The organism is Pseudomonas sp. GW821-FHT07G10, assembly GCF_059418545.1.
This window is the reverse complement of record NZ_JBWKQB010000045.1, coordinates 22,105-36,066: the sequence shown is the minus strand read 5'-3', so window position 1 is coordinate 36,066 and position 13,962 is coordinate 22,105. Positions and strand designations below refer to the sequence as shown.

Below are 13,962 nucleotides of genomic sequence, written 5' to 3'. Positions count from 1 at the left end.
CTCATTGGACGCTCTGCGTCCGCTTCGGCAGTGACGCGGAGCGTCACGGGCTGCATTCCCACGCGGGAGCGTGGGAATGATCAGAGGTAACGTCAGGTCGCCTTCAACGCTTGGGCGGTCAGGCGATGCTGCACTTCTTCCATTATGTCCAGGCCATCACGCAACGACACAAACGCCGCGTTGACCAAGCGATAAAGATCCTGATCGTCGATATCGCGGATGGTGACTGAGGTGAGGGTTTCCAGCAGATCGGTGCCAATGCGCACACGGCTACAGGCTGTTTCGTGCAGAAGATGAGTCGCCGCGAGGGTGTTGAAGGCTAGAACGGAGGCGGCGGTGGGGTTGGATGTCAGGGGACGATATGGAGTCATTGGGTATATCTCGTAGATAGTTTTTTGGGAGCCTCCATTCATCGTCGCCAAACGAAAAAGGGTGGCAGCTGTGCGCAGGTTGGCGAACCGGTCATCTACGAAACCCGGCAGACTCGAAGGTCTCCCGCGCACAGCCGCCATAGATCAGCATGCCTCTACCCAATAAGGTACAAGCATGGAATCGGTGCGCTGAAACGCGTCATAGAAAGAGGATCGCCAAATCCTGTCGCCGATGTGCGGCGACGGGGCGAACTATAGGGGGGATGGTTCGAGGTGTGCAACCAAACGGGCGCGACGCTGACTTTTCTTAGCGTTTTTTAGCTCGTTCGTACACAGCGCTACGTTCGCGCTTATCAACGGCTACCACCGAGACGACTACTCGCTCGTCAATCACTGTCTAGTCCTGAAATAGGTTTACACCTGTTTCACCCTAACGCCCGATGCACCGCATCGGCGTTTCATGGCTACGAGCGCGGACGAGCTCGGCCAGCTCCAGGTCATCCAACCGTTCCATCATGGCCTCGAATACATCGGCCGGAACCATATACCCTATGACACGATTGTGATTCAGCACCGCAACCGGCCCACCATGAGCCCCGCTCAATACTGCTGAGGGATTTTTCTTCAGCTCGGACACACTGACGGCCGTGTCGGCCAGAACATTTTGCATAATTAAGACCTCTATTTAGGTCTTAAATCTGGTCCGCTGATTGTTTTTAAGCAACCCGGAAAAAACTCACAAATACGGTTTAACCCAAGATTTTTTTACATTTCGCCTGTTTTCCTCAGATTTTTTTACACCCCCCGCCCCTTCCTCAGCAGCACATCCAGTTGATCCACCACCTCTGCCCAATCGGCGTCGTCCAGCACTTCATCGCGCAAAAAATCCGCCTGGCACTTGGTCCAGAAGAAGGCGTCAGCCAGGTGCAGCTCGGGTTTTAGCGGCGAGTGGGTGGCGACGAAGGCATCAATGCTGGCGGGGTCGTCGGGCAGGCCAAGTTGTTTGAACAGGGATGGCAGGCTGTGGGTGGGTGATTCCATGGGAGGCTCCAGGGATGAGATTGGGTGGGAGACAGTGATTTAGCGGACAACCTTATTGCGACTGCTGCGCAATCGATCGCGGGCAAGCCTCGCTCCTGCAGGAAATATACGGTCCGATGCAGGAACGAGGCTTGCCCGCGAAATTGCATAACAAATACTGCCAATCATCATGAATGACTCACCTCGCACACTTCGGCATGGGGCACCATTTTCAGGTATTGGTCCATGCTCAGGTGGACCAGGTTGTTGTGGTTGCCAGCTTCGAGGTAGATGTCTTTCTGGCGGGTCAACATTGGGTCGATGATCATGTCCATGCCATAGGATTCGCCCAGAGCAGGCACGGCCCCGCGTTCGCAATCGTTGAACAGATGGGCCAGCGTGCTTTCGCGGGTGATTTGCCATTCGCTGCTGCCACGGACTTTGCTCAGGTCCAGATGGCGGCTGGCGGGCAGGACGGCCATCAGGTAGTGGCCGTGGTGGTCGTCGAGGATCACTGATTTCGCCACGCGCTCAGCGGGGATACCCGCCACCCGGGCGGTTTCCAGGCTGCTCGCCGAGTGCGGATGAGTCACGACGTCATATTCGCAATGGGCCTGTTCCAGGCTCAAATGCACGGTTCTTGCCATACGCATGATGCACCTCGGTGTCCAGAGCAACTGCTTGCGGACGGTGGGTTAACAACTTGATTCCCCTTAAAGGAGTCTAGGCCGTGCACCGGGTACCGACCACTCTTGACCCAACAAACTTCTGAGCGGTTTGCCGACGTAACTGATCAAAATTCGCTCAGCCCATTGCTCAACTAAACTCCAGTTCAGGGCCAACGAATAGATGACGGCCCTATGGCACATGACTCTCCGGGAGGGTCATATGAACAAGCGTGGATGGCGGGCGGTGTTGCTGTGGTTGCTGATCGGGTTACCGACCGGGCAGGCGTGGGCTGTGGACCCGGTGATTGTGCTTACGGTGAACGATGTGATCAGCCCGGCCAGCGCCGATTATGTGGTTCGGGGCTTGAGCAAGGCAGTCGATGAGCACGCGCAATTAGTGGTGCTGGGCATCGACACACCGGGCGGGCTGGACACCTCTATGCGAGCGATTATCAAGGCGATCCTCGCCAGCCCCGTGCCAGTGGCCAGTTTCGTCGCCCCCAGCGGTGCCCGCGCTGCCAGTGCCGGGACCTATATTCTCTATGCCAGCCATGTCGCTGCCATGGCGCCAGGCACCAACCTGGGTGCTGCGACGCCGGTGCAGATCGGTGGCCTACCCGGGCAACCAAACCCACCGGCGGCACCACGTACCGACAAGAATCCAGAGCCTGAAAACACCACAGACACTCTGACCCACAAGCAGATCAATGACGCTGCCGCTTACATCCGCGGCCTGGCGCAATTGCGCGGGCGCAACGTCGACTGGGCCGAGCAAGCGGTGCGTGAAGCCGTCAGCCTGTCGGCTCAAGAGGCGCTGAAGCTCAAGGTGGTCGACTACGTGGCGAATGACCTGAACGGTCTGCTCAAACAGCTTGATGGCAAGACCTTTAGCGTCGCCGGGCAGGAGGTGCAACTGCACACCTTCGACGCCCCGTTGATCAACCATGACCCGGACTGGCGCACGCAATTGCTGTCGGTGATCGCCCATCCCAGCGTGGCATTGATCCTGATGATGATCGGCATCTATGGACTGTTTTTCGAACTCATGAGCCCAGGCACAGGCGTCAGCGGCGTGCTGGGTGGGATCTGCCTGTTGCTCGGGTTGTATGCCTTGCAGTTATTGCCGGTGAATTACGCCGGTGTAGCGCTGATTTTGCTGGGCATCGCGTTCATGGTGGCGGAAGCCTTCTTACCGACGTTCGGGGTGATCGGCTTCGGCGGGATTGCCTCTTTTGTGGTGGGCGCAGTGATTCTGATGGACACCGATGTGCCGGGTTATGGCATTCCGCTGCCCTTGATCATCGGCCTGGCCGTGGTCAGTTCCGCGCTGTTTGTGACACTGGCGAGCATGGCGATGAGGGCGCGGCAGCGAAAAGTCGTCAGCGGTGATGCCGGGCTGGTGGGCAGCGTCACGCCGGTGACCGCCGTGCAACCTGATAACCCTTACAACGGCTGGGTGCAGCTGCAAGGGGAAAACTGGCAGGTCCTGAGCCCAATGCCACTGCGACCCGGACAACGGGTTCAGGTGTTGGCACGCAAAGGGCTGCTACTGGAAGTGACCGCGGCGCAGGCGACACCACGAGGAGAATGATCATGGGTCTGGAATTGGGTTTTGGCGCGCTAATTGCGCTGTTGATTCTGTTGGCCGCGTTAACGTTTCGGATCCTGCGCGAATACGAACGCGGGGTGGTGTTCCAGCTCGGACGTTTCTGGCAGGTCAAGGGTCCCGGACTGATTCTGTTGATTCCGATGGTCCAGCAAATGGTCAGGGTGGACCTGCGCACCGTGGTGCTCGACATACCGCCGCAAGACGTGATCACCCGCGACAACGTCTCGGTGAAGGTCAATGCGGTGCTGTACTTCCGGGTACTCGACCCGCAGAAGGCGATCATCCAGGTCGAAGACTTTCTCATGGCCACCAGCCAATTGGCGCAAACCACATTGCGGGCGGTGCTGGGCAAACATGAACTGGACGAACTGCTTGCCGAACGCGAACGCCTGAACACCGATGTCCAGCAAGTGCTCGATGCCCAGACCGATGCCTGGGGAATCAAAGTGGCCAACGTCGAGATCAAGCACGTCGACCTCAACGAATCGATGATCCGTGCTATCGCCAAACAGGCCGAAGCCGAACGGGAACGGCGGGCCAAGGTGATCCACGCCGAAGGCGAACTGCAGGCCTCGGAAAAGCTCATGCAAGCCGCCGAAATGCTCGGCCGTCAACCTGGCGCGATGCAGTTGCGCTACATGCAGACCCTGGGTGCGATTGCCGGTGACAAGAGCTCGACCATCGTCTTTCCGCTACCGATCGAATTGTTGAAGGGCATGGCGAACTTATCGTCGAATGGGTGATGTACGTGAGCTTGACGATCCCCCTGTAAATTCACTTACTGTCGTTCGACATGAGCCGCCACAGGTACCGCTATATCCCCCGCCGCCCAGGCGGCTTCACGGCTGGCCAAGGCGTTGGCAATCGACTCGACCTGAGTCGACTGCACCTGATCCGGTAGCGGATCAAGCCCGGCGCTGGCGAAGATCTGTCCATACGCGTTGCGTAGATCGGCATAAGACAGGTCACGCCGCAAATCTGCCTGCAGGGTGTTCAGTTCGCCCTGGATCAGGTCCAGCTCACCCAACCCGGCCGCTTGATGGCGATTGCGCAATTGGCCGACGATTTGCCCGTCGATGCTGGCCAGTTGTTGGTTGGTTTTGAACTGACGCAGCGCTTCACGGTAGTTGGCGTTGGCCACATAGAGCTGCGCCAGCACGGCAATCGACATCGCCTGACGGCGCGCCGTGGCGACTTGTTCGCCGGCCTTGGCGACATCGATGGCCGCCGGAGCGGAAATCACGTTGAACAGGTTCCAGGTAACTTTCACCCCGTAGTCGGCCCACTTGTCATTGACCAAAAACGAGTTGCTGTCGTAGTGCCCGCCAGCCGAGAACTCAAGCCCTGGCAGTAACCGCAGCATGGCCTTGCGGGTTTCTGCGGCGCTGATGCGCGTCTGGTAGTCCTGCTCACGCAGTTCGGGGCGGCTGGTCAGGGCTTCCTGTTCCAGGCTCGCCAGGTCGACTTTCAACTCGGGAATGTCGTAATCGTCCGGGGTCGCCAGGGTCAAGGAGGTGCCCATCGGCAGGTTGATCAGGGTCGCCAGTTCGGTATTGGCCAGGGACAGTGCCTGGCGCTGTTCCTCCAGTTGACGGGTGGCTTCGATCAGCGAGCGTTGGTAACCCAAGGCTTGTATCGGATCACCGATGCGCTGTTCGCTCATGCTCTGACTGTTGACCTTAGCCGTATCGACCCGCGCCATCAGGCTGTCGATCTGCTTGAGCAGGCGTTCGGCGGCTACCGCACGCCAGTAGGCTGAGCGCACGTCCTGGACGATGGTGTTGATCACCTTGCGCCGACGCTCCTGAACGATCAACCGTTGGTCGCCCTGCTGTTTGGCGTTGATGTAGCTGACGCCAAAGTCAAGCACGTTCCAGACCATGGTCAGGTCGGCCACCCTGCGGTCGCGGTCCTGAGAGGTCGAGGGCTCCAGAGACTGGGTGCCGGTCTGCACACTCTGGCTGCTGGAGCCGCTGACGTTGTTACGCCCCACGTACCCGGCATCCAGCGCCATGCGCGGCAGCATGTCAAAACTGGCGAGGTCCAGTTGGCGCTTGGCCAGGGCCTCTTCCATGATTTTCAACCGGCCTTCGAGGTTGTACTTCACCGCGCGAGCCATGGCCTGATGCAATGTCAAAGGACCGCTTAATGGCTCCTGATCCTTGTACATGCTGAGCAAATCGCTTTTGGCGCGCTGCTCGCTGACACTGCGTTCGATCGGTTCACTTTTGATTGCGCATCCGCTGACCATCACCGCCAGCAGGCTGACACCAAACAACTTATGACTTCTTCTCATCCTTGGCTTACCCCCGGGTCCAGCCCTGTATTAAGTCTGTTTCAGGCCTGCATTTCGCTGATGCCGACCTGTTGCAAGGCCGCGGCCAGATCCAGGATCTGCCGTTGCTCGGTGTCTTTCATTTGCTGCAATTGCTGGCCCAACGTCGGCACGCCGAACACCCCGCGCAAGCCTTGTGAGACATCGCCGCCTTGTATTGAATGGCTGTCGAAGGCATTGAACGAGCCGCTTTGCGAGCCTGAATCCTGATTGAACAGGCTCGACAGCGTGCTACTGCCGAACACCCCGCCATCACCGCCACCAAAGCCGAGGAAGCCTTGAGCCGCACCGTTCCCGCCGCTTTCGCTGCTGAACACCTGAGCGATGAAACTTGGTGCCAGGGCGCCGTTATTGATGAAGATGCTGCCCACCGGAGGTAAACCATCGCCCGAAGTACGCTGCTCGAACAATGGCGTAAAGGCCAGCGGCGAACCGAGATTGCCCGTAGGCGGGGTGAAAACGATGGGTTGCAGCGGCACATTCGGTGGGTCCGCAAGCACCACTGGAGAATCAACCCTGAATTGCGGGTCGCCACTGGTGGCGATGGTGTTGACCGAATAACTATTGGAATCCGTAGTGCCTACGCCCGAGTTGCCGGCCAGGTCGGTCACACCACTGCCGTTCAGGCTGACCAGATTGCTGGCGTTGTTGACGTTGGCCGTTGGCGTCAGGGTCGCCGTCCAGGTTTTGCCACCATCGCTGCTGGAAAGGTTGGACAAGGTGCCATTGGTCGCGCTCAGGTCAGTCAGATCGAAGCCGCTGACCGCTTCGCTGAAAGTAATGGTCACCCGTGAGGTCTGATTCACCGTCAACGCCGGGTTAGCCACCACGATGCTGGTGACGGTTGGACGTGTGGTGTCGATGGCGTAGTTGTTGGACTGGGTGGTGCCACTCCCGGCGTTGCCGACCGAGTCAATCACACCGCCGTTGTTCAACGTGATGAGATTATTGGTATTGGAGATATTGCCGGTCGGAGTCAGCGTCGCCGTCCAGGTCTTACCGCCATCGCTGCTGCTCAGGGCACTCAGCGTACCGTTGGCGACACTCAGGTCTGAGTTGGTAAAGCCACTGATCGCCTCGGAGAAGGTGATGGTCACGGTGGTCGTCTGACCGATGCGCAGAGCGCTGTCGCCCACGACAATGGTCGCCGTCGGACGCTGAGTATCAATGATGAAATTGTTGGAGTCGGTGCTCCCCGTCCCGGCATTGCCGGCAAGATCACTGACTCCGGTATTGTTGAGGGTGATCAGATTGGTCGCGTCGCTAACATTGCCGTTCGGGGTGAACGTCGCTGTCCAGGTCACGCCACCATCGCTGCTGCTCAACGCGCTCAGCGTGCCGTTGGTCACCGTCAGGTCGCTGTTGTCCAAGCCGCTTACCGCTTCGTTGAAGGTGATGATCACTGTCGAGGAATCGCCCACCGCCAGAATCGGGTTAGCGATCACGATCGTCGCCGTCGGGCGCACGGTATCGACGGTGTAATTGTTCGAGTCGGTGGTGCCACTCCCGGCGTTGCCGAGCAAGTCACTCACACCGCCGTTGTTCAGGGTGATCAGGTTGCTGGCATCGGTGACATTGCCGGTTGGCGTAAGCGTCGCCGTCCAGGTGACACCGCCATCGCTGCTGCTCAACGCGCTCAGCGTGCCATTGGCGACGCTCAGGTCTGAGTTGGTAAAACCACTGATCGCCTCGGAGAAGGTGATGGTCACGGTGGTGGTCTGACCGATCTTGAGTGCGCTGTCGGCGACCACAATGGTCGCGGTTGGACGCTGGGTATCAATAACGTAGTTGTTGGAGTCGGTCGTCCCCGCTCCGGCGTTACCGGCAGCATCGCTCACACCACTGTTGTTGAGGGTGATGAGGTTGGTCGCGTCGCTGATGTTGGCGTTCGGGGTGAAGGTCGCCGTCCAGGTCACGCCACCATCGCTGCTGCTGAGCGCGCTGAGTGTGCCATTGGCGATCGTCAGGTCGGCGTTGCTGAACCCGCTCACCGCTTCGCTGAAGGTGATGATCACCTGAGAGGTCTCACCCACTGGCAACACCGGATTGACGACCACAATAGTTGCGGTTGGACGCTCGGTATCGATGGCATAGTTGTTCGAATCGGTAGTGCCAACACCGGTATTGCCAGATGCGCTCTGAACGCCGCTATTGTCCAGCGTGATCAGGTTGCTGCTGTCGGTAATGGCATTGGTTGGCGTGAACGTTGCGGTCCAGGTGATGCCGCCATCGCCGGAGCTGACCGCGCTGAGTGTGCCATTGGCGATTGTCAGGTCGGCGTTGCTGAAACCGCTCACCGCTTGCGAGAAAGTGATGGTGACCTGCGATGTTTCACCGACTTTCAGCGCGGTGTCCGCCACCACGATGGTCGCCGTCGGGCGCACGGTGTCAATGGTGAAGTTGCCGGAATCCGTGGTGCCGGTACCCGCGTTGCCCGCCAGATCGGCCACCCCGCTGTTGCTCAGGGTAATCAGGTTCGTGGCGTCGGCAACACCGGCCGTCGGGGTAAAGGTCGCCGTCCAGGTAATACCGCCATCGCTGGAGCTGACCGGGCTCAACGTGCCGTTGGGCACACTCAGGTCGGCGTTGGTGAAGCCGGTCACCGCCTCGGAGAAGGTAATGGTGACCAGCGACGTTTCGCCCACAATCAGCGTTGTGTCAGCAAGCACAATGGTGGCTGTGGGCCGCTGCGTGTCAATCGCGTAATTATTTGAGTCGGTCGTCCCGGTGCCGGCATTACCCGCCAGATCGCTGACGCCACTGTTGGTCAGGGTGATCAGGTTGCTGGTATCGGTGACGCCCGCCACCGGGGTCAGGGTCGCGGTCCAGGTGACGCCGCCATCGCTGCTGCTGACCGCGCTCAAGGTGCCGTTGGCGATAGTCAGGTCGGCGTTGGTGAAACCGCTCACCGCCTCGGAGAAGGTGATGGTCACCAGTGAGGTTTCGCCGGCCGCGAGGGCGCTGTCGGCGACGACGATGGTCGCCGTCGGGCGCACCGTGTCGATGGCGTAGTTGTTGGAGTCAGTGGTGCCATTGCCGGTGTTGCCCGATGCGTTGGTGACACCGCTGTTATCCAGGGTAATCACGTTGCTGGTGTCGGTGATGTTGCTGGTCGGGGTGAAAGTCGCCGTCCAGGTCACGCCACCATCACTGCTGCTGACCGCGCTCAAGGTGCCGTTGGCAATCGTCAGATCGGCGTTGCTGAAGCCGCTCACCGCCTCGGAGAAAGTGACGGTCACCACCGTGGTTTCACCGACCCTCAACGCCGTATCGGCGATCACGATGGTGGCGGTCGGCACTTGGGTTTCGACAGTGTAATTACTCGAACTGGTGATGCCCGTCCCCGCATTGCCCGCCAGGTCGGCGACTCCACTATTGTTCAGGCTGATGACGTTGCTCAGATCGGTGATGCCCGCGGTCGGAGTGAAGGTGGCGGTCCAGGTGATGCCGCCGTCGCTGCTGCTGACTGCGCTCAGGCTGCCGTTGGCGACCGTCAGGTCAGCATTGGTGAAGCCGCTCACCGCCTCGGAGAAGGTAATGGTCACCAGCGAAGTCTCGCCGGCCTTGAGGGCCGGGTCGGCCAGGACGATAGTGGCGGTCGGGCGCTGGCTGTCGACCGCGTAGTTGTTGGAGTCGGTGGTGCCGCTGCCGGCGTTGCCGGACAGGTCCTGGATCCCCGTGTTGTCCAGCTGGATGATGTTGCTGGTATCGGTAATGCCCGCCACCGGGGTCAGGGTGGCGGTCCAGGTGATGCCGCCATCGCTGCTGCTGACCGCGCTCAAGGTACCATTATCGATGGTCAGGTCGGCGTTGGTGAAACCGCTCACTGCCTCGGAGAAGGTGATGGTCACCAGTGAGGTCTGACCGACTCCCAGGGCGCTGTCCGCGACCACGATGGTCGCCGTCGGGCGCACTGTGTCGATGGCGAAGTTGTTCGAATCGGTGGTGCCGCTGCCGGCATTGCCCGACCCATTGGTGACGCCACTGTTGTCCAGGGTAATGACGTTGGTGGCATCGGTAATGCTGGCAGTCGGTGTAAACGTGGCCGTCCAGGTAATGCCGCCGTCGCCACTGCTCACCGCGCTCAGGGTGCCGTTGGCAATCGTCAGATCGGCATTGCTGAAGCCGCTCACCGCCTCGGAGAAGGTGATGGTCACCAGTGAGGTTTCGCCGATCTTCAAGGCGTTGTCCGCCACCACGATGGTAGCGGTCGGCCGAACGGTGTCGATAGTGTAATTGTTCGAGCTGGTGGTGCCGGTGCCGGTGTTGCCGGACAGGTCGCTGACCCCGATGTTGTTCAGGGTGATCAGGTTGGTGGCATCGGCGATACCGACAGTTGGGGTAAAGGTGGCGGTCCAGGTGATACCGCCGTCGCTGCTGCTCACCGCGCTCAGGCTGCCATTGGCAATCGTCAGGTCGGCGTTGGTGAAGCCGCTCACCGCCTCGGAGAAGGTGATGGTCACCAGTGAGGTTTCGCCGACCGTGAGGGTGCTGTCGGCGACCACGATGGTGGCCGTCGGGCGTGCGGTGTCGATCGCGAAATTGTTGGAATCGGTGGTGCCGCTGCCGGTGTTTCCGGCAAAGTCGCTGACCCCGGTGTTATCCAGGGTGATCAGGTTGCTGGTGTCGGTGATGCTGGCGGCCGGGGTGAAGGTCGCGGTCCAGGTGATGCCGCCGTCGCTGCTGCTCACCGCGCTGAGGGTGCCGTTGGCAATCGTCAGGTCGGCGTTGGTGAAGCCGGTCACCGCCTCGGAGAAGGTGATGGTCACCAGCGAGGTTTGGCCGATGGCTAAAGCCGTGTTCGCGACCACGATCGTCGCCGTCGGGCGCTGGGTGTCGATGGCAAAGTTGTTGGAGTCGGTGGTGCCGCTGCCGGCGTTGCCCACCAGGTCCAGCACGCCGGTGTTGTTCAGGGTGATGTGGTTGCTGGCGTTGGTGATATTGGTCGTCGGAGTGAAGGTCGCAGTCCAGGTAATACCGCCGTCGCTGCTGCTCACCGCGCTCAGGGTACCGTTGGAAACGGTCAGGTCAGCGTTGGTGAAACCGGTCACCGCTTCGCTGAAGGTAATGGTCACTGGTGAGGTCTGGCCGATGCCCAGGGTGGTCGTGGCAACGATGATGGTCGCGGTCGGACGCGCGGTGTCGACGCTATAGGCATTCGAGCTGGTCGTGCCGCTACCGGCATTGCCCGCCGTGTCGCTGACTCCGGCATTATTCAGGGTAATCACGTCGCCGGCGCTGGAAACCGACGAGGTCGGGGTCAGGGTCGCGGTCCAGGTGATGCCGCCGTCGCTGCTGCTGACCGCGCTCAGCGTGCCGTCGGCGACCGTCAGGTCGGCATTGGTGAAACCGGTCACCGCCTCGCTGAAGGTGATCGTCACCAGGGACGTTGCCCCGATGTTCAGCGCATTGTTGGCCACCACGATACTCGCGGTCGGCCGCACGGTGTCGACCGTATAGGTGTTGGACGTGGTCGTGCCGGTACCGGCGTTGGTCGCGGTATCGGTATAGAGGGTGTTGTTCAGGGTAATGACGTTGCCGCTGCTGGTGTTGCCGGCGGTCGGTGTCAGGGTCGCGGTCCAGGTGATATTGTCGCTGGTGGTCAGGTTGCTCAGGGTGCCGTTGGATGCCGTCATGTCGGCCAGGCTGAAGCCCGTCACCGCCTCGCTGAAGGTGAAGGTCACCGTGGAGGTGCCGCCGATGTTCAGCGCAGGACTGCCGACCACGACGGTTGCCGTCGGCCGTACAGTGTCGACGGCGTAATTGTTGGACGTGCTGGTGCCGACCCCGGCAGCGCCCAGCGACACGCTTGTCACGCCGGTGTTGTCCAGGACGATGTGGTTGGTGCTGCCGGTGACGCTTGAATTTGGGGTAAAGGTCGCTGTCCAGGTGACCCCGCCATCGCTGCTGCTCACCGCGCTCAGGGTACCGTTGGTGACCGTCAGGTCGGCGTTGGTGAAACCGGTCACCGCCTCAGTGAAGGTAAAGGTCACCAGCGAGGTCTGGCCGATGTGCAGGGCGCTGTTCGCCACCGCGATGGTAGCGCTCGGTGCCGGTGCATAGGCGGTGTTCACGGTGCCGCCGTCGTTGAAGATATTGTTCACGGCCGCCACGCTGGCACCGGTACTACCGCCGCCCAGTGCCGGACCGCCGGAGCCACTGCCACCGACGTTACCGGACAGCGCCGCGAAGTTGGCGGCGGTCATCAATACCGTACCTTTGTTCCAGATCGCGCCGACACCTTTACCGGCCGCGCCACCGGGGTCGGCGGAGCCGCCCAGGCCGCCACCGCCACCACCGCCACCACCGGCGGCGATGTTGTTGGAAATCACCGAGGTGCCCACGACGGTCAAGGTGCCGGTTGAAGCGTTATAGATACCACCCGCGGCCGAAGCACCGGCCCTGCCGGGCTTGTCCCAACCGGAGCCGCCACCGCCACCGCCGATGGAAATCGTGCCGTTGTTCGCCGTGCCGCCCGCGCCACCGCTGCTGTAGTTGGCAACCCCCGGGCCGCCCGCGCCACCGCTGCTGCCGCCGCCGCGACCGCCCATGTAGTTGGGGTTGTACCCGCCACCGTTACCGCCCTTGTTGGCACTACCGCTCGTACCGCCGTACACACCCGTGCCGAAACCGGAGGTGCCACCATGACCGCCGGCTTGCCCGCCCAATGCACCGCCACCGCCGCCGCCGCCGCCGACCGCGCCACCGACGTAAGGTGAGGTGACCCCGCCACCGCCACCGCCGCCCGAAGCGGCGTTGCTGGTCACGGTGACGTTCATGAGGGTCAGGTTGCCGGCGTTGAAAATACCGCCGCCCATGGCCGCCGTGCCGTCCGTACCGGCGGCAGCACCATTGCCGGCCACCAGGCCTTGCTTGATGATCAGCCCGTCGAAGGTCGCAGTGACCCCGGAAGCGACCTGAACCACTCGGGTCTTGTACTGACCGTTGAGGGTCACATCGGCAATGCCGTCATGGTTCAGGTCACCTTCCAGCGTGACGTTCTTGGTAATGGTCAGTTGCGCGTTCAGATTGACCGTCATGGTGGTGCTGAACGTCACCGTGTCACCCACCGCCGCATCGCTCAGCGCCTGACGCAATGAGCCGATCCCACTGTCACCGTTGTTGGTGACCGTCAGGGTCGCCAGGCTGTACTGATACGCAGCCATGGACTGGGCCGACAGCACGTTATGGCTCTCGATGGTGCCGGACGCAATTTCCAGATCCCAGTCACCGCCCACGCCGGTACGGTTGTTCGACGCGGCGATATCGCGCCCGGTGAGTTGCGCCAGCGAGTCGACAAAGCTGATGCCCTTGTCACCTGCGGCGGTGTTGCAGGCGTAGATCAGAATGTCACCGCCGACGTTCATGTCATTACCGATGCGCGCCAGCACCGCGCTGCGAGCCGCCACGTTATCGGCCGCCAGGTAAGTGTCGCCCAGCCACAAGTCGCCGCTATTGCCGTGGGCGATGATTTCCACGGTACTCACGCCGTGGTGGGTATCCAGATAATCAGCGATCTGTTGCAAGCCGTCCTTGGTCGCGTCGAGCTGCACCACCTGGGTGCCGGGCGCCACACCTTTGAGCAGGCTATCGGCGTCCTTGATACGCGAATCGACGAACACCACGCTCTGACCGGGCACGGCGGTGGGCGTCGCAGCAGGCGCGGGCGTGGCCGCTGACGTGTTGTCCGCCTGACCGTGGGTGTCCTTGCTGGCCACCGGGTGGTCGGCAACCGGTGACTTCGCAGTGTCCGCCGTGGCGTGGCTGTCGGCTTGGGCGGCAGTATCGGCAACCGTGGCCGCCACTGCGCCGTCGAACAGCATTCGCGGTTCCAGCGACATGATCATTGGCGATGCCAGGACGCGTGCGCCTGGGGATGTTTGCGACTTGCCTTTGCTCCACCACATATTGCTCACCCGGATTCGAACTTTTATTTGCGCGCAAATAAAAAAGCCGTAA

8 protein-coding genes and 1 pseudogene are annotated in these 13,962 nt (G+C 61.0%); 2 read left to right on the top strand and 7 right to left on the bottom strand.

Going from position 1 to position 13,962, the window contains the following annotated elements:
- Window positions 1-92: 92 nt before the first annotated feature.
- The 5 genes and pseudogenes from AC07O1_RS29150 to AC07O1_RS29130 form a co-directional block, all read right to left on the bottom strand.
- Window positions 93-371 carry a hypothetical protein gene (locus AC07O1_RS29150; protein WP_494994481.1) on the bottom strand — a complete coding sequence of 93 codons (279 nt, stop codon included), beginning with the start codon at window positions 369-371 and terminating at the stop codon, window positions 93-95.
- Between the two features lie 307 nt (window positions 372-678).
- A pseudogene (locus tag AC07O1_RS29145) lies at window positions 679-765 on the bottom strand (type II toxin-antitoxin system mRNA interferase toxin, RelE/StbE family); the annotation flags it as partial.
- 36 nt (window positions 766-801) lie between these two features.
- Window positions 802-1,041, bottom strand: a complete 240-nt coding sequence (locus AC07O1_RS29140) for a type II toxin-antitoxin system Phd/YefM family antitoxin (protein ID WP_495091045.1) — start codon at window positions 1,039-1,041, stop codon at window positions 802-804.
- Window positions 1,042-1,166: 125 nt separating this feature from the next.
- Window positions 1,167-1,412, bottom strand: a complete 246-nt coding sequence (locus AC07O1_RS29135) for a DUF2789 domain-containing protein (protein WP_494995715.1) — start codon at window positions 1,410-1,412, stop codon at window positions 1,167-1,169.
- A gap of 167 nt (window positions 1,413-1,579) precedes the next feature.
- Complete coding sequence (locus AC07O1_RS29130) at window positions 1,580-2,044, bottom strand: aminoacyl-tRNA deacylase (protein ID WP_494995714.1); 465 nt, start codon at window positions 2,042-2,044, stop codon at window positions 1,580-1,582.
- Window positions 2,045-2,279: 235 nt separating this feature from the next.
- Here AC07O1_RS29130 and AC07O1_RS29125 point away from each other — a divergent pair, with 235 nt between their 5' ends.
- Together AC07O1_RS29125 and AC07O1_RS29120 are read left to right on the top strand one after the other, a co-directional pair.
- The gene (locus tag AC07O1_RS29125; RefSeq protein WP_495010944.1) at window positions 2,280-3,650 is read left to right on the top strand and encodes an NfeD family protein; all 1,371 of its coding nucleotides are present in this window, start codon (window positions 2,280-2,282) and stop codon (window positions 3,648-3,650) included.
- Entirely contained in the window at window positions 3,650-4,411 is a 762-nt protein-coding gene (locus AC07O1_RS29120) for a slipin family protein (protein ID WP_495011082.1), read from the top strand. Before AC07O1_RS29125 ends, AC07O1_RS29120 begins: the two co-directional genes overlap by 1 nt.
- Window positions 4,412-4,446: 35 nt before the next feature.
- Here the strand turns inward: AC07O1_RS29120 and AC07O1_RS29115 are convergent, their stop codons facing one another.
- Window positions 4,447-5,964: a TolC family protein gene (locus AC07O1_RS29115; protein WP_495091044.1), complete on the bottom strand. Its 1,518-nt coding sequence runs from the start codon at window positions 5,962-5,964 to the stop codon at window positions 4,447-4,449.
- A 41-nt stretch (window positions 5,965-6,005) separates the two neighbouring features.
- Window positions 6,006-13,910, bottom strand: coding sequence for an Ig-like domain-containing protein (locus AC07O1_RS29110; protein ID WP_495091043.1), 7,905 nt, complete (start codon window positions 13,908-13,910; stop codon window positions 6,006-6,008).
- Window positions 13,911-13,962: the final 52 nt, after the last annotated feature.

What these genes read in the sequence shown, in the direction of transcription:
- AC07O1_RS29150 (WP_494994481.1), bottom strand. Translation starts at nt 371, where the DNA reads ATGACTCCATATCGTCCCCTGACATCCAACCCCACCGCCGCCTCCGTT.
- AC07O1_RS29140 (WP_495091045.1), bottom strand. Translation starts at nt 1,041, where the DNA reads ATGCAAAATGTTCTGGCCGACACGGCCGTCAGTGTGTCCGAGCTGAAG.
- AC07O1_RS29135 (WP_494995715.1), bottom strand. Translation starts at nt 1,412, where the DNA reads ATGGAATCACCCACCCACAGCCTGCCATCCCTGTTCAAACAACTTGGC.
- AC07O1_RS29130 (WP_494995714.1), bottom strand. Translation starts at nt 2,044, where the DNA reads ATGCGTATGGCAAGAACCGTGCATTTGAGCCTGGAACAGGCCCATTGC.
- AC07O1_RS29125 (WP_495010944.1), top strand. Translation starts at nt 2,280, where the DNA reads ATGAACAAGCGTGGATGGCGGGCGGTGTTGCTGTGGTTGCTGATCGGG.
- AC07O1_RS29115 (WP_495091044.1), bottom strand. Translation starts at nt 5,964, where the DNA reads ATGAGAAGAAGTCATAAGTTGTTTGGTGTCAGCCTGCTGGCGGTGATG.
- AC07O1_RS29110 (WP_495091043.1), bottom strand. Translation starts at nt 13,910, where the DNA reads ATGTGGTGGAGCAAAGGCAAGTCGCAAACATCCCCAGGCGCACGCGTC.